28 protein-coding genes are annotated in these 21,714 nt (G+C 23.7%); 27 read left to right on the top strand and 1 reads right to left on the bottom strand.

Annotation, left to right across the window (positions count from 1 at the left end; all coding sequences use genetic code 11):
- Positions 1-11 precede the first annotated feature (11 nt).
- From Q3304_RS09000 to Q3304_RS08940, 13 genes are all read left to right on the top strand, one after another.
- Positions 12-206: a hypothetical protein gene (locus Q3304_RS09000; RefSeq protein ID WP_407813412.1), complete on the top strand. Its 195-nt coding sequence runs from the start codon at positions 12-14 to the stop codon at positions 204-206.
- A gap of 184 nt (positions 207-390) precedes the next feature.
- The gene (locus Q3304_RS08995) at positions 391-654 is read left to right on the top strand and encodes a hypothetical protein (RefSeq protein ID WP_407815425.1); all 264 of its coding nucleotides are present in this window, start codon (positions 391-393) and stop codon (positions 652-654) included.
- Positions 655-732: 78 nt separating this feature from the next.
- The gene (locus Q3304_RS08990; protein WP_407815424.1) at positions 733-1,041 is read left to right on the top strand and encodes a hypothetical protein; all 309 of its coding nucleotides are present in this window, start codon (positions 733-735) and stop codon (positions 1,039-1,041) included.
- 56 nt (positions 1,042-1,097) lie between these two features.
- Positions 1,098-1,307 (top strand): DUF3850 domain-containing protein, encoded by a 210-nt coding sequence (locus Q3304_RS08985; RefSeq protein ID WP_407813415.1) that lies wholly within the window; start codon positions 1,098-1,100, stop codon positions 1,305-1,307.
- Positions 1,308-1,333: 26 nt separating this feature from the next.
- Positions 1,334-1,816 carry a hypothetical protein gene (locus Q3304_RS08980; protein ID WP_407813416.1) on the top strand — a complete coding sequence of 161 codons (483 nt, stop codon included), beginning with the start codon at positions 1,334-1,336 and terminating at the stop codon, positions 1,814-1,816.
- Positions 1,817-1,893: 77 nt separating this feature from the next.
- Positions 1,894-2,127, top strand: a complete 234-nt coding sequence (locus Q3304_RS08975) for a hypothetical protein (protein WP_407813417.1) — start codon at positions 1,894-1,896, stop codon at positions 2,125-2,127.
- 14 nt (positions 2,128-2,141) lie between these two features.
- On the top strand, positions 2,142-2,456 hold the full coding sequence (locus Q3304_RS08970) for a hypothetical protein (protein ID WP_407813418.1): 315 nt from the start codon (positions 2,142-2,144) through the stop codon (positions 2,454-2,456).
- Positions 2,457-2,744: 288 nt separating this feature from the next.
- Entirely contained in the window at positions 2,745-2,930 is a 186-nt protein-coding gene (locus Q3304_RS08965; RefSeq protein WP_021386689.1) for a hypothetical protein, read from the top strand.
- 495 nt (positions 2,931-3,425) lie between these two features.
- Complete coding sequence (locus tag Q3304_RS08960) at positions 3,426-6,095, top strand: transglycosylase domain-containing protein (protein WP_407813419.1); 2,670 nt, start codon at positions 3,426-3,428, stop codon at positions 6,093-6,095.
- A gap of 19 nt (positions 6,096-6,114) precedes the next feature.
- Positions 6,115-7,386 carry an HNH endonuclease gene (locus Q3304_RS08955; protein ID WP_407813420.1) on the top strand — a complete coding sequence of 424 codons (1,272 nt, stop codon included), beginning with the start codon at positions 6,115-6,117 and terminating at the stop codon, positions 7,384-7,386.
- A 211-nt stretch (positions 7,387-7,597) separates the two neighbouring features.
- The gene (locus Q3304_RS08950) at positions 7,598-7,771 is read left to right on the top strand and encodes a hypothetical protein (RefSeq protein ID WP_407813421.1); all 174 of its coding nucleotides are present in this window, start codon (positions 7,598-7,600) and stop codon (positions 7,769-7,771) included.
- A gap of 542 nt (positions 7,772-8,313) precedes the next feature.
- Complete coding sequence (locus Q3304_RS08945; protein ID WP_407813422.1) at positions 8,314-8,760, top strand: hypothetical protein; 447 nt, start codon at positions 8,314-8,316, stop codon at positions 8,758-8,760.
- A gap of 328 nt (positions 8,761-9,088) precedes the next feature.
- Positions 9,089-11,032: a hypothetical protein gene (locus Q3304_RS08940; protein WP_407813423.1), complete on the top strand. Its 1,944-nt coding sequence runs from the start codon at positions 9,089-9,091 to the stop codon at positions 11,030-11,032.
- A 204-nt stretch (positions 11,033-11,236) separates the two neighbouring features.
- Here the strand turns inward: Q3304_RS08940 and Q3304_RS08935 are convergent, their stop codons facing one another.
- Positions 11,237-11,704 carry a hypothetical protein gene (locus tag Q3304_RS08935; protein ID WP_407813424.1) on the bottom strand — a complete coding sequence of 156 codons (468 nt, stop codon included), beginning with the start codon at positions 11,702-11,704 and terminating at the stop codon, positions 11,237-11,239.
- A 373-nt stretch (positions 11,705-12,077) separates the two neighbouring features.
- Between Q3304_RS08935 and Q3304_RS08930 the strand changes: the two genes are divergently transcribed.
- From Q3304_RS08930 to Q3304_RS08865, 14 genes are all read left to right on the top strand, one after another.
- Entirely contained in the window at positions 12,078-12,614 is a 537-nt protein-coding gene (locus tag Q3304_RS08930; RefSeq protein WP_407813425.1) for a hypothetical protein, read from the top strand.
- 230 nt (positions 12,615-12,844) lie between these two features.
- Entirely contained in the window at positions 12,845-13,123 is a 279-nt protein-coding gene (locus Q3304_RS08925; protein ID WP_407813426.1) for a hypothetical protein, read from the top strand.
- Positions 13,124-13,449: 326 nt separating this feature from the next.
- A complete protein-coding gene (locus tag Q3304_RS08920; protein ID WP_407813427.1) occupies positions 13,450-13,608 on the top strand; it encodes a hypothetical protein in 159 nt (52 codons plus the stop codon).
- A gap of 123 nt (positions 13,609-13,731) precedes the next feature.
- Positions 13,732-13,941, top strand: coding sequence for a hypothetical protein (locus tag Q3304_RS08915; protein WP_407813428.1), 210 nt, complete (start codon positions 13,732-13,734; stop codon positions 13,939-13,941).
- A gap of 81 nt (positions 13,942-14,022) precedes the next feature.
- Positions 14,023-15,189: a hypothetical protein gene (locus tag Q3304_RS08910; protein ID WP_407813429.1), complete on the top strand. Its 1,167-nt coding sequence runs from the start codon at positions 14,023-14,025 to the stop codon at positions 15,187-15,189.
- 1 nt (position 15,190) lies between these two features.
- The gene (locus Q3304_RS08905; RefSeq protein WP_407813430.1) at positions 15,191-15,658 is read left to right on the top strand and encodes a hypothetical protein; all 468 of its coding nucleotides are present in this window, start codon (positions 15,191-15,193) and stop codon (positions 15,656-15,658) included.
- Positions 15,659-15,672: 14 nt separating this feature from the next.
- Positions 15,673-16,248 carry a hypothetical protein gene (locus tag Q3304_RS08900; RefSeq protein ID WP_407813431.1) on the top strand — a complete coding sequence of 192 codons (576 nt, stop codon included), beginning with the start codon at positions 15,673-15,675 and terminating at the stop codon, positions 16,246-16,248.
- 117 nt (positions 16,249-16,365) lie between these two features.
- Complete coding sequence (locus Q3304_RS08895; RefSeq protein WP_407813432.1) at positions 16,366-17,232, top strand: hypothetical protein; 867 nt, start codon at positions 16,366-16,368, stop codon at positions 17,230-17,232.
- Between the two features lie 507 nt (positions 17,233-17,739).
- Complete coding sequence (locus Q3304_RS08890) at positions 17,740-18,228, top strand: hypothetical protein (protein ID WP_407813433.1); 489 nt, start codon at positions 17,740-17,742, stop codon at positions 18,226-18,228.
- A 102-nt stretch (positions 18,229-18,330) separates the two neighbouring features.
- Positions 18,331-19,377 (top strand): LCP family protein, encoded by a 1,047-nt coding sequence (locus tag Q3304_RS08885; protein ID WP_407813434.1) that lies wholly within the window; start codon positions 18,331-18,333, stop codon positions 19,375-19,377.
- A 179-nt stretch (positions 19,378-19,556) separates the two neighbouring features.
- Positions 19,557-20,369: a hypothetical protein gene (locus Q3304_RS08880; protein WP_407813435.1), complete on the top strand. Its 813-nt coding sequence runs from the start codon at positions 19,557-19,559 to the stop codon at positions 20,367-20,369.
- 33 nt (positions 20,370-20,402) lie between these two features.
- A complete protein-coding gene (locus Q3304_RS08875) occupies positions 20,403-20,663 on the top strand; it encodes a hypothetical protein (protein WP_407813436.1) in 261 nt (86 codons plus the stop codon).
- Positions 20,664-20,676: 13 nt separating this feature from the next.
- Positions 20,677-20,919, top strand: coding sequence for a hypothetical protein (locus Q3304_RS08870; RefSeq protein ID WP_021382382.1), 243 nt, complete (start codon positions 20,677-20,679; stop codon positions 20,917-20,919).
- A 129-nt stretch (positions 20,920-21,048) separates the two neighbouring features.
- Positions 21,049-21,633, top strand: a complete 585-nt coding sequence (locus tag Q3304_RS08865) for a metal-dependent hydrolase (protein ID WP_407815423.1) — start codon at positions 21,049-21,051, stop codon at positions 21,631-21,633.
- The last annotated feature ends 81 nt before the right edge of the window (positions 21,634-21,714 follow it).

Genomic DNA, 21,714 nt, shown 5'->3' with positions numbered 1-21,714 from the left:
AGGAGAAAATTATGAAGAATAATGTTAAGATAAGCAATCTGCAAGAATTAATAGAAGCAGTGCATAAGTACAATCTTTCTGAAGATATAATAGAAGATGTAAAAGCAAGAATAGATACTTGGGAAAAAAATAATGAACCTAATAAAGAGCTATATACACAACAACAATTTGACTTTGTTGAGGTTTTTATAAATATGTTTAAGTAAGATTAAAAAATATTAGTATATTTAAAGGTTTAAATGAAAAGGATATATTGTTATGTATTATAAAAATAAATTTTTTATTTATGAGACTTTTAGTTTCATAATATATTTAATATTATGTGTAGTTATTTTAGGCAATAGAAGCTTAATAATAAATCAGATTTGTACTCTTATAAGTGTTTTTATTATGTTTATTGGAGAGATATTAACTAAAGTATTGTATGAAAAATCAAAAAATGAATTTTATGAGATTTTTCCATTAAAAATAAAAAAGTTAGAATTCTTGATACTTTTACTTGATGTGTTTATATGTATTTTTGTTTCTTTAACAAACTATCTATCAACAGCAACAGTATTTGTATTTCTGTTGCTAGGACTTAGCTTTTTTAGAATAGCAAATTATTGGATTTTGGGAATTCGTAATAAAAAGATTCTTAATAAACATAAATAAAAATAATGAAATTTTACTCTGCTCTGCTCCATTTAGTAAAATTATTAAATAATGATGGGGTTTTGAGGTAATATTGATTTGATAAATATTCTAATAATAACTAAGATTGAAGGTGTTTACATGAATAAAGATATAAAGTTCATTTGTCCAAAGTGTGGAGGCCAACTAGAATTTATAGCAAATTATGGATATGAGGTTATTAGAAAAATAAACAAAAGAACTGGTAAGCTTACTAAAAAAGCTAGAAAGACTAAACCATCTTCTCAAGACTGGTCAGATATATATTGTCCTAAGTGCAAATTTAATAAAACAGATTTAGAAATTATTGAATCAGAGGATGAAAATTTGCAAGAAATGTTGTGGGAAATCCAATCGAGAAATTATTGATAGAGATGAAAATATGAGGAAGAAAAATAAATATATAGATTTTGAGGGTGATTATTATGATACATAAATTACAGGTAGATTCTAGTACTTTCAAGGATGCAATAAAGAATAAAAGTATTAAAATTAGAGAAAATAAAACTTTTTCAAAAGGTGATTTTCTTATACTAACAGATGCATGTCAGAGACATTTAGGAATTGAGGTTAATAAAGAAATTGAATATGTTGTAAATCTAGAACATGGGTATGTTAAGCTAGGAATAAGATAAATGTTTATACAAGGAGGATAAATAAAATGGAATTTAAATTAATTAGTGATATACCAAATTGGACAATAGAGGAACAGTTAGCGAAGATTGATGAAGAAGTTGCAGAACTCAAAGAAGCAATACTTGAAGGTGATAAAGAGCATATTATGGAGGAAATATTGGATGTTTGCCAATCTGCATTAACAGCGACTCAAGTACTGAAAATAGATGATAGGCTATATGAGGGGATAAATAAGCATAATAAAAAGCTTAAAGATAGGGGTCTATATCTTAATAATATAAACTTACCATACAAAATAGGTGACACTATATATGTATCAGTAGATGGGGAAACAAATTCTCACAAAGTTTTTCATAAAGCTTTACTTTTAAATATGGAATTTAGTAAACATAACTTATCTCATATAGCACATGTAGTTTTAATACTTGATGTTTCAAAGCCTTTTGTGGATTATTTTTGCAGAATATACACAGAAAAAGAATATATGGAAATTTGTAAAGATAGATAAATAAATAGTCAAGGTAAGTTTGTGAATGAAACTAGAATGTTATAGACTTACTTTGACTTATAAAAGGAGTTACAATTATGAAAGAGTATGTTGTAGAGATGGAAACAGAAGAAGAACATGAAAAGTTGCTAAAAGTAATTTTAAATCATATTGGAACTGTGATAGTAAGTGGATATAATTCTAATTTATATAATGAAACACTTAAACATTGGAATAAGTTAGAGTTTAAGTCACATGCAGAGCATGGTAAAGTAAGAAATGAGGTATTATGGACTAATTTTGAGGTTAATAAGCAACTTAGTTTATTTTAAGAGGAGGAATTTATATGAGATTTAAAAAAGAAATTTGGTTATATAGTGAAGATGGAGAGTATTTTAATAGTGATGAATATGAAAGTAAAGAAGCTGCTATTAAGATGGCTAGAAAAAAAGGAATCAAGAATTGTTTTTATGTAGGCAAAAAGGAAGACGCTAGTATCCCAATTATCCATTATACTAAACCTGTATTACAAGATACTAAAGAAAATATAGCTAAAAATGTGTTTTTTAAATGGATAGATGATTCTGGCCATGATTCAAACTGGTATAAGATTGTAGATATAGATAAAATAAATAATAATGTAGGAATTATAGATGAATGAAGCTTTACAGTATGTATGTAAATATAAATTAGTATCCATAATATGTTGTTTATATTTAATAACTTAGCTCTCCTCTACCCTACAAATTTTAAATTATTAGTTTATCTTTTAAATGTATTTATTTATTAAAAATTTCATAACAATTGAATGAGAACTCTAATAATAGTTAATAATGTTAATATAGTAATATTAAAATAACTGTTTGAGAAGTCATTTGATTATTGATAATGGCTCAATTAGCCCTGCTCTTTTTTATTAGTTTAAATTAATTGTATAGGAGGAAATAAGATGTTAAATAAAGATTTAGAAGATTACTTAAACAGTTTTTGCAAGAAACATAACTTAAGTTTAATGCCAAACAATTCAGAAGCTATTTATTCAAAATTCTATAATGCTTTTACTAAAGATAAAAATAACCAAGAAAGTAATGATTTTTTTGACAAAAAAGTTATTTCAATAGATAGATATAAATAATATTGATTATAATAAAGTTTAGTTTATATAACCTGAAGAATATCAAAGCTTTTAATATTATCTAAAAATTTATTATGAATGTTCTTTTAGAAAAAATGACTATAAATTATTTTAAATAACATAAAAATGAAAATAAAATTAATTAAACAATTAAATATATTATAATTTTTTATAGAAAAACTATCTTTTCAATATGTGAGGATAGTTTTTTTGTTTTTGAAATCAGATTTAGATGAAAAATTTTCTATTTCAGACCATAATTCATGAAACTTTTGCAATAATATATACTTTGTAATTTTAGTATATAAAATAAATACAAATTTAGAAACAGGAGGTAATTAAATGAATAGAATATTAAACAATTTTAAAGGGTTTGATATAAAAAAGGTCTATATTGATTTATCAAAATATTATCTTAAATAAAGCTTTTTTATTAGTATAGTTCCAAAAAACATTATTGAAGTAAATTGAATACAAAGGAAGGGATGAAAATCTATGGATAAAGAGATAGCTAAACTTAAGCTTAAGAAAATATTAAAATATGTTAGTATTTTAATTTTGGCCATACTGATTATAGCAGGAGTATATATCTTTATACAAGTAAGGCCTTTGCTAAAAGAATCAAAAAAAATAGCTTATGATAAATTAGCTTCTATCAATGACAATACATTTACATTACTTGAAAATACAAAGATATATGATAAGGATAACAATCTACTTAAAGAAATAAAGGCTAATAATTATAAATATTGTAAGATACAAGATGTATCAAAGAACTTGCAAAATGTTTATATAGGAATTGAAGATAGAAAATTTTTATCACATAATGGTATTGATTATGGAGCATTGGCTAGAGCTGGTGTATCCTTGATTAAAAATAAAGGTCATGTAACTCAAGGAGGTTCAACTATAACTCAACAAGTAATAAAAAATATGTTGTTGACACAAGAACGTTCATTTAAGAGAAAACTTATAGAATTTTTTCTAGCTCCAGAATTGGAGAGGAAATATAGTAAGGCAGATATAATGGAGTTTTATGTAAATACTAATTATTTTGGAGCTGGTTGTTATGGAGTATATAGTGCAGCGTCATATTATTTTGGGAAAGAACCTAAAGATTTAACATTATCTGAATCTGCATTACTAGCAGGTCTATCAAATAACCCGTCTAGATATAGTCCTGTTGAACATAAGGAAGAAGCCTTGAAAAAACGTAATAGACTATTAAACAAATTATTGGAAGAAAAAATGATTAGTAAAAAAGAATATACAACTGCAATAAATGAAGAAATAAACTTAGTATTAGATAAAAAACTTTCTGAGGGTAAAGAAGATTATCTGACAAGTTATGCAATCTATAGTACAGTTTTAAAATTAATGGAATTAGACGGATTTAAATTCAAATATGCAATAACTGATACAGAAGAATATAATAAATATAAAAAAATGTATACTGAAGAATATACTGAAAAAAGCAATTTAATACGTTCTGGAGGATATACCATACATACTTCTTTAGATAAAAAGAAGCAACAGATACTTCAAGAAACTTTAGATTCAACATTAAAAGATTTTACTGAAAAAGATACTATAACAAAGAAATATAAACTTCAAGGAGCAAGTGTATTAGTAAATAATCAAAATGGATTAGTTGAAGCTATAGTAGGAGGAAGAGGTGCAGAAGATAATTTCAACCGTGGCTTTCTGGCAGTTAGACAACCAGGTTCAACAATAAAACCTATAGTAGATTATGGACCAGCATTTGAGACAGGTAAATATTATCCTAGTTACATAATGGAAGATAAACCACTCATGGATGGAAAACCTAAAAATTCATATGCTGGATATAGAGGTAATATGACCTTGAGAGAAGCTTTAGCACGTTCAAGTAATACTATTGCATATAAACTTTTATTATCTGTCAAACCTAAAACTGGACTAGAATTTCTAAAAAAGATGAATTTCTCTACACTTGAACCAACTGACAATGTAGGTTCGTTGGCTTTGGGAGGAATAACAAAAGGAGTAAGATTAGTAGAAATGGCTAAAGCATATAGTACTATAGCTAATCAAGGTGTTTATAATGATGCATCTTGTTTAAGAAAGGTTGAATTTGCAAATACAGGAACTGTTTATAATGGCGAAGTTAAGAAAAACAGAGTATTTACAGAGGATACAGCATATATGTTAATAGATGTTTTAAAAGATGTTTTAAATAAAGAATATGGTACAGGTAAAAAAGCTAAACCTGATAATGGTATAATAGCATTTGGTAAAACAGGTACAACTAATGACAATAGAGATAGTTGTTTTTCTGGAGGAACAACACAATATACATTATCTACATGGGTGGGATATGATTCACCACAAGAAATTCCTAAACCCAAAGGTGGAGGTTCATATTCAAGTATTATTTGGAAAAATACCTTAGAAAAAATACAAAAAGGATTACCTAATATGGAATTTAAAAAACCAACAACAATTATTATTGATGAGAAAAATAATGAAATTCTATATTCTAAGATAGCTATGGATAAAATAGAAGCTCAAGAAGCTGAAAATGAAAAAAGAAAATTAGTATTGATAGAAAAACAATGGCAGGAGCAAGATAAGCAAAGACAAGAAATTGCTAAGAAGTTAGTATCAGAATATGAATCTCTAACATATTCATCTATTAATGATTTAGAAGAATTTGATATAAAATATAATGAGACTGAAACTGCAGTAAGTATAATTAGTAATGATAAAGTAAAGAAATCCTTAATGGAACGATTGGAAACAAAGAAAAGTGTTTTAGATAAAGAAAGAAATGCCTGGTCCAATTTATATGAAAAGCAAAAATCACAAATTCTAGATAAAAAAGAAACAGAAGCTGCAGAAATAGAAGAAGCAAAGCATAAAGGTAAAGAAAAAGCAAAACAGAAGCTAATAACAGAAGTTAGAAATATTGTGGATGGTTTGAAAATATTAAATTCAAGCAGTAGTAAAAAGTATTATTATATAACTCAAGCTGAAGATGCAATAGAACGACTATATGGATATGATGAGTATAATGAAATGAGAAATAGGCTATTAACAGAAAAAGAAAGGTTAAAGATAAATCAGTTAGATACAGAAATGCCACAACCACAAGATAATTTAATAGATGAAAATAACAATTATTAATGAATATGGAGGATAAAATATGAGTAATATTAAAAGTGAATTACAGCAAGAAGATATTAATAATGAACTAAAAGAAGTATTATCAGTAGTAAAATATAAATCTCAAAAGGAACTCAAAACAATAAATATAAATAATATAGTAACATCTGAATATAAAAAAATTAGTAGAAGTAATACTATAATGGGACTGACTAGTGTTGTAAGTAATATGGGAATATTAAATCCTATTATTGTTATAAGCCTTGAAGATAAAGATGATAATGGTAATGAACAGTATCTATTATTAGAAGGCTTAAGAAGAATTTATGCATCTATGCGAAATGAACTAGATGAAATCTCAGCTATAGTATTAAGATTTGACAATGAAGATATAGAAAAAGTTTTAGAAATAGCTAGTATTTTATCAGCTATACTTAATAGGTCAGAAAAACATACTGCAAAAGAATTATGGGAACAAATCAATTTAATAGAAGAAGCAAATGACATTACACCAGCTTTAATAGAATATTTATATCAGCTTCAGTCTGGTGAAGTAATGAAAATAAAAGATATTATGTTATCTGAATATAAAGAGATAAAAGATAATTTATTAAATGGTGATTTGTCTATAGAAAAAGCTTATAACAAACTAAAAAGTGAAAGAAAAAAAGAAAATAAATTAAATAAGGAAGAAAAGCTAAATAAAGAAGATACATCTAGTTTTAATTCCAATCTAATAGACGATAAAGAGGATAAAAATTTATTAAGTGCAGATAAGGTTAGAGAAGTATTAGATTTAAAAAATGAAGATATAGAAAATAAAGATTTAGATGAATTAAATAAATCAAAAAAAATAAGAGAAAATATTGTCCAAGATGTAAATAATAGAGAAATTATGGATAAGAATATAAAAACCGCAATTTTTATGAGAGATGATTTTACTTGTCAATGTTGTGGTAGGGGTGGTAAAAGATGGTTAGGAATACTAGTTGGACATCATATAGTACCTGTTTATTTAGGAGGAAATGACACAGAAGAAAATGGATTAACATTATGTTCTAATTGTCATATTATTTTACATGATTATTTATTTGGTAATGTTCCAAATGATATGAATAATTTATCAAAAGAAGAACAACAAATATTTAAAAATATATTTAAATATGGGAATATAGCATTAAAAGCACAAGAGATAGTAGGTATGGATAGAAAGACAATGAAAAAAAATGATTCTTATAACAAGTATCCATATCCAGGGAAAAATTTAAAAATTAATCAAGAAATATATACAAAAGCTCATGATCTAGAATAAAGCAAATAGTAGAAAATGAGTTTATATATAATTAAAAGAAAAAACAACTTATTATAGTTGTTTTTTTTAGTGTATAATATAAAAGTTTATTTATCTAATAGTACACAGTTAAGTTTTGAATTTATAATAAGAAAAAATATTTGAATAGATTTCTTTTAAATTTCGATATATAATGTAAGCTAATTATATTTTTTTAAAAGGAGTGATTATATTGATTAAAGATGAGAAAAAATTGTATGAGGATTTAGGAGAAGCCATTGCAGATATAACTTTATCAGATAACTGTGAATTATATGAATTAGTAACTGATATTTCAAAACTAGATTCTAGGGGAATAAAAATGGTATCATGTTATGTTAAATCTATATTATCAGAATCAAATTAGTAAATTTCAGATATTTTTCTCATATTACAGACATTATATGTCTGAAATATGAGTATAGTAATGTATGAGGTCATAAAAGGCTTGTATTATGATTTTTAGAAGCGTTATGACTAATTACAAAAGGCAATTACTTTAATAGCCTTAAAATCTAATTTAAAAGGTCGTTTTTTAGCTTCTTAAGAGATTTCTTTTCTATTATCGTTTGATGAAAAGTATATGATAAATAAGAAAATTAAATATTGTAAATATGAGAAAGATAGTTAGAATTGACTATCTTTTTTATATTCATGAGAAGAAAAGAAAAAAATAAAATAATATTAAATCTTTCCATCTACACTTTTATTGCTAATTGATGAAAAAGATATGATAAATGTATGCTAATTAATAAATTTAAAATATTACAAGTATAAAAAAGATAGTTTTTTAATTTCTGCAAAAATATATGTAATAAAATAAAAACTAAAAAAAGTATTTTAAAAGTATATGAGTATAAAGGAAATAAATAAAACTAAAATTTATAATTATTAAAGGAGTTTTAAAAAATGAAAAAAATAAGTGTTAGTTATGTTAGAGCATTAGTTATTGAAAATTGTTTATACACATTAATGTTTACTTTCTTTAGTATTTGTGGAATTGCTCAGACAGATACAACTGAAGAAACTGGTATAATTGAAAAGATTGGTATAAATAATAGCATTAACATTCTGATTTTAGCTATATTTTTAAGTATACTAATAACTATAATATTGTCATTAGTATTTAAAGTGGAATCACCAACTGAAACTCAAAAAAATAATAGAAATAGAGCATTATCAGATACAATGGAGATAGTTATAATTGCGTTGTCTATTTTCTACATAATATCTAGCTTTAAAGGAGATTGGATAGTTAATACAGCAGTGATGGTTCCATCTCTATTAAGTTTTATATATTTTTTTGATATTTTACTTTTTTATATTTATGAGAAGGATAGTAAGCAATTAGAATAATAACAATTTTTTTCATCTATGCCTTTTATAGATTATTCTTGACTGATGCAAAGTATATGACAAATGTATGATATTAAAAAAATAAATACTACAAATAAAAAACAGTTGAAATTGACTGTTTTTTTGTTTATAAGATTAATGTAATTTTAATAAAAGAGTTGAATATCTTAATATATTGTGATTCGTTTTTTTGAGAAAATAAAATAAAATTATTCAAGAATTTTATTTGAGTGATAAATACGATATATTATTTTATAAACAATGATGCTATAAATTATATATGTAATATATTCTTGCTAATTATAATAATTTAATGGAGGAAATGTAAATGACTGCTTTACTTAAAGAACTTGGATATAAAGATGAAAATGAATATAGAGAAAAAATAAAATCTATATTTACTAAAAGAACTGAAAAAGGCATTAATGAAGCTGGAGATGTAATTTATAAAGATATTGATATTAATGAATTATATGAACATGATGAGTGGACTTATAAATGCTTATTAGATTTGCTTGGATTGGAATGGGAAAAGAATATACCTTTAGAAAAAAAATTAAATACAAATATTGTTAGATTTACTTTTAAACAAACTAATTTAAATGATGAGTTTAAATTTTTATTGTATAATAAGTTAATTTCAAAGAAAATATCTGTTAAAACTTTGCTACTTTATTATAATGAAATTTATAAATATTTTATGGAATTTATTAATAATTATTATCAAAATTTAAACTCTATATTAGACTTTGATATTCATGAAATGCAACCTAAATGGCTCTCTTATTATAAAGATAATTATGATAAGAAAAGTAAACAATCTATAAATTTTTTTCTAAAAAGTATGTATGAGAATTTAATACTTTTAATTGATAAACGTGATATTTTTGCAAAAGATTTATGGAGATATAATGAATTACACTCATTAGGTTTAATAAAAACATCAGATAGAAAGCTTAACTATAATTTTTTAAAAATTAAAAATAATCATTTTAGGCAAGAAGTAAAAGATTTTTTTAAAGAACACCTTTTTTCTGAAGATAAGAATATATCTTGGGCTTCAGGATGTTCATATTTAAGAACCATTACAATCTTTTGTAACTTTATATATGAAGATAGTATTTCGCTAGATAAAATTGAAGACTTTCATATACGCAATTTTTTAGATTATCTTAAAACAAAAGGTACTTCATATAGGGATTTATACACTATGTTTTGGATAATAAAAACCTTTACTTTATATATAGATACTAAGAATAAATATTATTTAAATGTAGATTTTTCAAATTTATTTAATTATGTCAAGTCAATTGAAACTGACAGAAGCTATATTGAAAGAGAAAATATATCATATAAGGTATTAAGTAAATTATTAAAAAATATATATGAACTAGAAATCAATGAAATAACAGCTATCTGGTTAATGTGCAAAACTGGTTTAACATTAAATGAAGTATTGTCTCTAACAGCAAATTGTTTGATTAAAGAAAATGATGATTCTTATTCACTTACAGTTAAATGTGAACCTATATCAATAGATTCTGAGGTTTTAGAAGTATTAAATTATAATATTAGAAAAAATATATCTAATATAGACAATCCATTGGGATATATATTTGTTAAGGATAGTAAAAATAGAAAAATTAATAAATATAGAACATCTTCTTTAAAGAATAAGATAAATAATATCGCTATAAAAAAATATATAACAGAAGAAGATGGTAGAATATATAAATTTAATAATGAAAAATTTAAAATACCTAATATTGATTATGAACTTGAATTGATATTTGAATATATTTGTAACAATATTGAAGGCGAATTAAAATCAAAATTTAGGGCAGAAAGGATAAAAAATAATATGATAAATAATAATGGAATAAATACTCCATATGGAGTTTGTCTACAAAACAATGCTAAAAACTGTGAATTTGCAAAGAGACCTCCTTGTTTGACTTGTGATAATGGAAACATCTGTAAAGATTTATATATTGGTGGATATGAAATTGATAGAGAAAAATATGAACTTTTAATAACTTCAATTGAAGAATTATTAAAAAATGATGCTATTCATATAAATAAGGGGAATGAAGAGTTACTTAAACTATATGAAAGTATATACAATCAAATAAAAAATGGGAATATAATCTATGGAAGATTAAGTGAATTGAGAAATAATGAAAATGAGTCTTTAAAACTAGAAAAACAAGTAAAAGATTTGGAAGATGAAAATAGAAAATTAAAAGAAAAGCTAAGAGAATTATCTTCATAAGAAATAATATTAAAAAAATTTTATTTTTTCTCATAAAATATATGAAAAGGAGAAATGCAAACTTATTTTTTAAGTTTAGCATTTTTATCCGAAATTATGCTAGTATCTTTATTAAAGCCACCTAGCTCTAATTAGAATATTAACATATACAAAGAATGGTAAACTTAGAATTAGTTTACCATTCTTTGTATATGTATAAGTTTTTTATTTATCTGAGCTATATTCAAACTGTCCATATTCCCTAATGAGAGCATCTTTTCTAATAAGCCATTTGGAATCTACTTGAAAAGCATCAATATTCCTCTCAAATTTACCTGTATCAATGTTTCTTCGCAATGTTGTAACAGCTCTCTTAGATATTTTAGAAGCTTCTTTTAAACTTAGAAGTTGCTCTGTTGCAAGAAGATTATAAATAGAGTTAGTCTCTTTATATGCATATAATATTCCAATTAGAATATTTTGACTAGATTTAATTAAATTATTTTCACTTGAACATTCTTTTAAAACGAAATCTGGCAATGCTACATTTAAAACTGAGTAACATTTTATGATTGATTCCAATATCCCATTTTTATCTTCTTTTTGTAAACTTATTACAAATTCATTTAAGGGTAATTTTTTACTTGTATCCTTTACACCTAGCTCATATCCAAAATCAAATAAAGTTTTCATACATTTCTCCTTTATGTTTTTAATGTCACATATATAATATATTAATTGAAAACATTCAATAAATCAATAAAACTATTTTATATTAATGCCAATAGGTTAAATATATTGAATAAAACAAACTTATTTATCTATTATAAATTATAGAAATTTATTATTTCGCTAATAAACTATTATATAGTTATATCTAGATAGAAGCTTATAAATGAATAACCTTTAGAAATAAATATTTATTATAAATATTTTTATATGTCAATATATATGTATCAAATAAGTTATTTTTATTTAAATTTAATCTAAATCATTCAAAATAAATTGATTAATTGAATGATTTAGATTATAATTAGAGTAACTTCAAATACAAGGAGAACTAAAGATGAAAAAGATAAGTGAATTAGAAGATTATGAATTAAAAAAATTATTTAGAGTTAATAGTAAATTAAGAGAAGCTGTTAGTGATTCTTATGAAGAAAGCCAAATGTATGTTATAAATAGAATTTTGGAATATATAAAAGATTCATTTACAGACTATTCAATTAAGTTTAATAATAAGAACTTTATAAAGGTTAGATACAAATATAAATTCATTATAAAATTAAAAGAATTTTTTGATTCTAACCTTTATCCAAAATTTGACTGTGAACAGTTAGTAAATGATGCTTTACAATTATACAATAAATTTGAAAATGCAGTTCACTTTAATGAAGAGTATTGTAACAATTTATATAAGTTAAATTTAAAAATTAAAGAATTAGAAAATATTGTTTTAAGGTATTTTAATGAAATGACAAATATAGATGAAGACTTTTTGTTATATATCTTCATTAATTCATATGTAGAAGAAAATCTTAATGATAAAGATTTGTATATAGATGAAAACTTTGTATTATATGAAGTAATATCTTATTTGTAATATAAAATTTAAACAAGGAGTAAAAATATAAAAGTTTATAGTGAAAGGCTTATCTCAAATTTAAAAATTCTATCATATATGCTTAGAATTTTCTGAGGATAATGCAGTTAGTCAATTTGAAACTACTTGGGTTACATGGGATGAAAAATGTAAGAAGAAGTGGATTAGAAAAATTTTAAAAAGAGTTTTTAAATATAGAAGAATGATAATTTTAAAAGGGGTGTATTTATATGGCATTAGATTTATATAAACAATTAGGAGTGGTACTAGGAAAGCAATTGAATATGGAAGATAGATTTTTATTAGCAGAGAGTTTAGCAAAAGATATTTCTGAATATAATTATTCAGATGCTTACTTTACTCTAATAACCAATTTTGCTAAACATAAAATTTCAATCCCAAGTGGTATGACACAAATATTTTTTGAGGATGATGATGTAAATAACGTAAATTATTGTTCAGGGTTGATAATAGAAGGTTTAACACAAGATATAGATATAAGTAATTGATAAAGAAAGTGAAGAAGCTACATTTATTTTTAAATAAAATAATGATTTAGATATTTGTACTATAGGAGCTAAAATATGAATTTTTATAAGAAAAGGATTGTTGAATCAAATGTGATGATGCTATAGCAGATATATTAATTGAGTTAAATAAAAAAGGATATAAGACTATAAAAATACAAATAGAATTAGAAAAATATGTTATTGGATAAACTAAAACTAATATAAAGGGGACCTGGAGAAGTTGTATGAAATACGATAGAGAACAGGTCTACAACTTAAAACTATTAAACTTATAGAAAATATTAAATTTATATGGAGGTCTATTCATGAATAATAAAGTTATTGCTTATAAAAAAACAAATTTAGGAAAGAAGATTATTAAAAATACATTTAATAATATAATTATGATTTCATTTATTTTAATGGCGATTTCAGCAACTGTTCTTTTAAGTTCTTTTTTTAAAATAGTAGTTATGTGTTTATAAATAAAAAAAGTTTAGCTAAAATAGCTAAACTTTTTTTAGTAAAATACAGAAAAAATAAAAACTGTTTTTTTTATATATATAATAATACAAAAAATATATAAATTAGAATAGGAGAAATTTAAAATGGGAAAGAAGAAGAAAAAAAAGAAAAAAATACATGCAAAAAATGATTTTATTAATACAAACTTTAAGAATAATAGAAATATTAATATCGAGAAAACAAAAAATGGTGAGGATTTAATTAATTTATATGTATTTTGCTCATTAGGTATTATATTTATTTATGGAATTTGTACAGGTTTTTCAACTATATATCAGTTAATTATTAGTTAAACTCTATAATAACATAGAGTAAATAAAATCTAAAAATCTATTTTTAAAAATATACTTTGTTTGGTAGGTGATAGTTAATAAATGAAAAAAGTTCATGGTGAGGTAAATAAACTTAAATTTATATATTATAGTAATCTAATTATGAATGATATATTGAAATTATATGAAATTAATAATAATGTAGAAAAAAAAATGAGAATATTTAATCAAGATATAAAAATACTATACCGTTTCTATTCATTTACACATGAATATAGATGTATTGTTTCAGATGAATATTTATATCATTTTTCAGAAAAAAGATTAAAAGAAAGCTTAGATAATCTATTATTAGATGTTAACCCTGATATAGCCTATAAAAATAGTTTAAACTTAAAAAATGATAGTATGGAAACATTAGAATTTTCTTATAGAACTAATGTAACTTATGGTAATAAAGGTTTTAATTTATATAAACTATTTGGTTTGTGTGCTTGTATTGTACTAATATTATTACTTATAATTACATTTAAAAATATAAAATCTAATCTATATCAATTTGTACCAACAAAAGATATTAAGGTATCTGATGAAGATAAAAAGAATCTTGACAGAAATAACTTATCTCTAAGAGAAGCTATAAATTCTTTGCCAGTACAAAAAACAAAATCTGATGAATATAAAGAATATACTAATAAGTATCTAAGCATGAAGCTAAAATATCCATACACTTGGGAAGTTAAAGAAAATATATCAACTATTCAAAACTTAGTTAGAGAATCTAAAAAAGATAAACTCTTTGACTTAGCTTCTGATAAAGTCAAAATAGCAGGGATATTAGTAGAATTTATAGCTAATGACCCATTTGAGACAAAAATAAGTGTAGGGGTATCACCATTAGAGTCTAATATGAATATACAAAGCCTAACCTCTATATTGGATGATAATATGGTTAAGCAAATTGATAAACAAATAAGAACAAATATACAAGCATCAGGAAATAAAATTATTTCTAGTAAAGGTACTAAAATTGAAAAGATAAATGAAAATAAGGTTATCTTAAGTGAATATATTTTCAGAGCTGATAAAGAAAATAGTAATGATACATCAGTAATACAGATTATATGCCCCAATGGTGTAAACAATATTGTTTTAACAGCAATATCTAGAGTTGGGGACAATCAAATAAATAAGTACAACATATTGACTGAGATGTTAAAAACTCTTGGTGCATATGATACAAATAAAGAATTAATTGAGGTAGGTTAAAATGGATGGTATGCAAATATATCTAACATATATAAAAAATATCTTGAAAGAAGTAGATAACTATAGTCCCAAAATATCTATTACTGAAACTGGTCCGGAAAACATATCTACTATTTTTAAGACTGTTTCTGATCTAAATGAATTACTCAGAATATACGAATATGAAAATAAAGATATAAAAAGATATGAATTTCTCTCAAATAAAATACCTGTTACTTTTGAAGAAACTCTTCTTGAAGATATAAAAGATGAAAAAGTGAAATTAAGCATAAAAAAACATTGTGGAGATTTATTAGCTTCAGAATATAACATTAAAGAAGATTTTATAGATTTACACACAAGAAATACTTTTCTTGATGATGATAATGATATAAAAAAACTTTTAGAAAAAGGATTAAGCATTTTTGATATAAAAATGGGAAATAAATTAGATAAATTTAATGATAAAATTGAAACTTTCATAAAATAGATAGGAGTGTTATTATGTCTGATAATAAATCTGGAATTGGGAATAAAAAAGCAGGTATTATTGTTGGTGCGATTTTAATTATAATATCAATAAGTATCTTTTATCTAACAAAAAATATTGATAAAAAAGAAAATCCACAAAGTAAAACAGTAAAAAGTGAAACTAAAATAAAAGATAGTAATACAAATGATGTAGAAAATAAAAATAATATTAACACAAGTAAAAAAAATGATGAAGATAATATAAATAATGAAGATATAAATCAATCTTTAGTGCAAACTTCATCTATAAAAGAAATTTCTAATGATGTTTTAAAATATTTTAATAATCCTAAAACAGAAATAATGATTATATCAAAAAAAAAATTAATGCTAGCTGATTTAAATAAGAGTGAGAGAGATGGAAAACAAATAATATTTGCAATGGAACTTTTAAATTCTAATAATGAAAAAATATCTTTGTATGTAAATCAAAATATATATAATACAATGGAAATAGGAAATAAATTAAATGTTACATATAACACATATACAAATACAAATGGTATAAAAATACCTTTCATATGTGAAGTTATAAAAATTGAAGAATAGTTTATTTTTAAAAAGTTGACTAAAAAAAATCTGGAGTTTAAAATATAAATTAAGTAGTAAATTTGCAAAAATAAAAAATAAAATAAAATAAATGAAAATAAAAAGGAGGAAAAAAATATGGCTCTAGAAATACCAGAAGAATTAAAAAATAGCTTTCAAGAAGGAAATACAGAAAAAGAAGAAATTATAAAAGCAAATGAATTAGAAGATGATAGTAATGATAAAAATAAAAAAAGAAAATCTGAAGCTACCAACAAATTAGTTGAATTTGGTCGTGAGGTTTATGCAAATAAAACAGACGAAGAAAAAAATAAATTAGGTAGTGAATCAAGAAATTTAGAATTATTATATTTTTTAGGGGCAGAAAGTCAAACAAAAATAAAGAAAAGTAAAGTAGTATCTTCAACAGGAAATAGTGAATCAGTTTCATATAAAGTCCCTACAACTGTTGGAGCATTTTTTAAATCTCGTAAGGATACTTGTATTCCTAGAATAGATATTAGTATTACACCACTAACAGGAATTGATTATGATAAAGATATAAAATGGAAAAATGTTAGAGCCAATGAAGAATTTGATTTAAACATGATGGAGGCAATGATATTTTTAACAAGTGATGAATATTGTGGAGCAGTTAGCTATCAAGGACAACCAGATGCTATAAAATTAGGCTTTAATGCTACTAAATACTTCAGAAATGAGCAGGAACTTCCAACACCTCATTTTAAAGAAAAAGCCAATTCTGGAAGTCAATCAAACTTTATTACAATTGATATAGAAGACCCAGAAACAGGTCTTTGGAAAATCAAAGATGAATTTAAAGAAAGATATGGTAAATATCTAGAAACTATATCTATTGAAAGAGTTAGTAGAAAACAGTCTTCACCTAGCCATGCAGCTCTTGTAGCTTTAGGAATTCAAAAAATATTAGGAGTAAAAAATACACCTAAAGAAAAAGAAGAACAAAAAAATAATATAAAATAATAAAAAGGAACTTTTTAGTTCCTTTTTGTTTTTTTATATTATTTTTTTGTTTTTTTATATAAAAATATAATGTGGTGAATTAATTGATTAATAAAGAAGAAAAAAGTTTTTGAAAGAACAAATTAATTTATTAGAAGTAAATAGTATGATAAATGCTTTAAATAAAAATAATTTAAATAGTATTTATAAATTTCAATAAAAACAAATTTTTTCTAATCAAAATATAATTATTAGATTATTTACTAAGAAAATCTAATAAATAAAGGAATGTTTTGTAAATATAAATATATTATGAATAAATATAGAAGATTGTAAAAAGTTTAAAATTTACAATAATAAACAAAAACATATTTTTATTGCTTAAATATAACGATATTTGATAAAAAATTGTATGAATAATAATAGTAACAAAAACAAAAAATTTTTCAAAAAAATTATATTAGTTTTTTTTTGATATTATTGTCAAATGTAAAATTTGTAAAAATATTAAAAAGTGAGGTAATTAATATGAAAAATAATAAAATAAACAAGGTTGCTATGAAGTATTTAACTTACAAAGGAAATATCGTAGGATATAGAATTAGAGTAAATTCAAAAACGTATGATGTTGCAAAAGCTGATTGGAACAAACATAAAGAAAAGGAATATAAAGATATTTCAGAAAGTAATTCTATAGAAATGGAAATCTCGAATAACTTGCTGATGTCAAAAGAAGAAATAAATAGTGGAGTTAGTTATAAACAGGAAAAGGAAGAAGACAATGTCGGTAAATTAGTATTTATATATGAGAGATGTATAAAGACAAATATCTGGACAGATGAAGAATTAGTTTTAATGGCAATGTATAGTTCAAAATCATCTATAAAAGAGTTACAAGATATGGGAATCAATCATACTGAACAAGAAATTCTAACTAAAATAGATGAAATAAACTCGAAGAAAAATAAAAATATTGAGAAAGGATTTGAAAAAAATGAAAAATTAGTATTTCTCTGAAGAAAATTAATTAAAATAAAATTTATAGAAAAAGACATTATAACAAAATATAATTTAGCTTTTTAGTTTTATTTATATTTGGTTATATAAGGGAGTTAATTTATGAAAATAAGGAAAATCGTATATGCGATAATATTAGCTATTTTAATTATAAGTTCAATTGGAGTTGTAACAATAGGAAGTTCCTCAAGGTTTGAAACAGAGATAGTAAATGCAGATTTCAATGATAAAAAATTTGGTTGGAATGTAAATACAAATAAAATTTATAATTTTAATGATGAAAAAATATCCGAATATAGCAATAAAGACTTTAAAGAGGTTGATGGAATAACTAATATACTATTGTTAGGAACAGATAAAAGAGGTGTGAAAGATGGTGTTAGAACTGACAGTATGATAATAGCTACAATAGATACAGTTCATCATAAAGTGAAATTGACAACTTTATATAGGGATGTATTAGTAGAAATAAGAGGACATGGAAAAGGTAAACTTAATTGGGCATATGCTTTTGGTGGTATAGATTTGCTAAAAGAAACAATAGAAGATAATTATTTATTAAAAATAGATGATTATGTATTACTTGATTTTAATAGTTTTATAAAAGTCATTGATGCACTTGGTGGAGTAGATGTAAATATTGATAAAAAGATACTGAAAGAATTTAATCAACATATAAATGACATACAAGGTAATACAGCAAATAATATAAAATCAGCTGGAAAGCATAGATTAAATGGTACACAAGCTTTATCTTATGCAAGAGTAAGATATAACTCAGGTGGTGAGCAAGGTCGAACAAAAAGACAAAGAGAAATAATAAGTTCAATATCTGAAAAAATGAAAACTATCAGTATATTAAAATATCCTAACATTGTACAATCTATTCTTGGAAATGTAGAAACTAGCTTAGATATTAAACAGATTATAAATTTAGCTTATACAGTACATAAAATGGATTATAAAGATATAGACACATTATCAGTTCCTTTTGAACCATTATGTAAAGAGGGAAAATATAAAAAGTATGGTTGGGTATTTAGAACTGACTTATATGTAACTGCACAACTATTGAACATGTATATATATCAAGATGAACCTGTCGATTTGAGTAAAGTAGATAAAGAATCTTTGAGTTATTTAGAATAAAGCCATTTTAAAATGATATGGATAAAAATATACATGGCACATTATAAAACAGTCTTAGAATCTAATTTAAAGCGTCACCTTTAAATTAGAAAAGGCAAACACCAATACTTAAATTTTTACGACTAAAATTTAAGTGTGTATAAATATAGATTAAAAGTAAATTGATAGGAGCTGATAAAATGCGATATAAAATAATTGTTTTTATTTCTGTGGCTCTATGTATTATTGGATGTAGTTTCTATGTAAATGCAGATGTTATAGGTGATTTAAATGGAATAGGTGAAAATAATAATGCTGAAATAAAAAATAATGAAGTAATTGAAAATAATAATGGAAGCGATTTAGATAATAATAGTATTAATCCAAATGAAAATAATAGTATGGAAAGTCCACAACCAGGGCTTTCTAACAATCTTCCAGATTACTCTAGTAAACAAGATAAAGATAGTATAAGAGCAGCAGAGAATATACTTTCAAATATGAGAATATCTTCAGAAGAAACAGCATTTGCAAGTTTTATGTTAAGTCCAATCATGAACTTAATTAGAAAAGCAGTATCCATCTTTGCAGTTTTAATAATGGTATTGTATTTACCAATAACTGCTTCTGATTTGATTTACATAACTTTTCCTCCTATTAGAAACTTTCTTTATAAAAAAGGGAATTCTTCTTTTGGCAATCAAAGTGAAATGTATGGCATGGGTTCTCAAAATACAAATTCCAGTATGCGTTGGGTTTCTGATGAATTAGTCTCATGTGTTAGTGATTTTGATAGAAGTCAACAACAAAATCAAGGATTTGATGGAATGCAAATGCCAAAAAGGAAAATATTATTGATTTCTTATTTAAAAAGAAGAAGTGTAAGTATTGTTTTGTTAATTGTAAGTGTTGTTTTATTATTAATGACTACTGTTTTCTCTGATTTAGGTATAAAATTAGCAATATTATCACACAAATTAATCTTAATATTAATGCATTCTATTTCTGGATAGAGAGAAAGGAATATATAAATGGAATTTAAGTCATTGAATTTTAAAAGAGAACAGAAAAGTATTAAACGTAATAAAGAAGATTTATCAAAAAATGAACAGTTAAACAAATTAAAACTTGAAGCTGAATCAAAGATATGTGAAGCATTAGAATCAAATGAGAAGGTAATGATTCAAGTAGATGAAAGTGTACTCATAGATTTCATAGAGTTGTTAGACTACCTAACAAACTTATATGATTATAGACAAATTGATAAAACTAAATTTATATTTTATAATAAAGAGCTGCTTATATAAAGAGGTGATTGTGATGAAGAAGATAGTAAAAAGAAATCTACATGAAAGAAGCTCAGAAATATCAAATAAACTTGGAATACCTAAAATAACTGTTGAAAATGTTTTAGTTGAATATATAAATAGTATACATAATTCTATAGATGAAGGTGAAGATGTTACAATTGATACTATTGTTTCAATAAAACAAAAAATAATTGATGATAAAAAAATTATTCGTTGTAGATTATCAAAAACAATAAGTGAAAGAAATAAATGAAAATAAAATAAAAAAATAAATAATAAAACCACAAAGATTTTTCTTGTAAATTTATTATTCTATTAAAAGAAAAAATAAAAAAAGTAACTGTTATAAAAACAGTTACTTTTTTTATTTTTATAAGAAAGTGTGGTGAGAAAAATACTATATAAAACTCATAAGGCAGGAGGAACATTAGCTATGTTAGTAGTTTTTTCATACATGAAGCATAAAGGTCTATTAGTTGATGAAATAAATCCACTTGTACAATTAACCATAATGTATCCAGCTTCTTCATTTGGAAGTACAATAAGTGATTTAGACCATCCGTGGTGTAATGTAAAAGAAAAAACTCCATTTAACTATTTCTGTCATTACTTGATACATCTAACAAAACCTGTTCATCGTAGTTGGCAAACACATAGTTTAATGTTTGTTGGGAGTATATGTATTCTATTGTCTTCAGTAATTAATCTAGGAATTAAAGTTTATGGTGAATCTATTTCATTAATATTAATTCGCTTAATGTTAATAGGATTCATTTCAGGAATATCAAGTCACTTATTCTTGGATTCATTTACTCGTGCAGGTATTCAAATTATACCTGGGTATACTTTTAAATTTGTCCCTAATTCTAAGACTTTTAGCACAGACTCCACTTGGGAAAATTTAATTTTCAGGATATTAACAATAGGTATCATTATTATGCTAATTTTACTTTTGAAAATGGGTTGAGAATTCTAAAAGTAAATAATTTTTAATAGTGTAAAGATTTTATTATAGATGAAAGATTTTATTAAAACAAAGAGGAGGTAG

The organism is Clostridioides sp. GD02377 (assembly GCF_045899875.1).
GTDB lineage: Bacteria > Bacillota > Clostridia > Peptostreptococcales > Peptostreptococcaceae > Clostridioides > Clostridioides difficile_A.
Note: the sequence above shows the minus strand (reverse complement) of the source record. Positions and strands in the feature narration are given on the sequence as shown.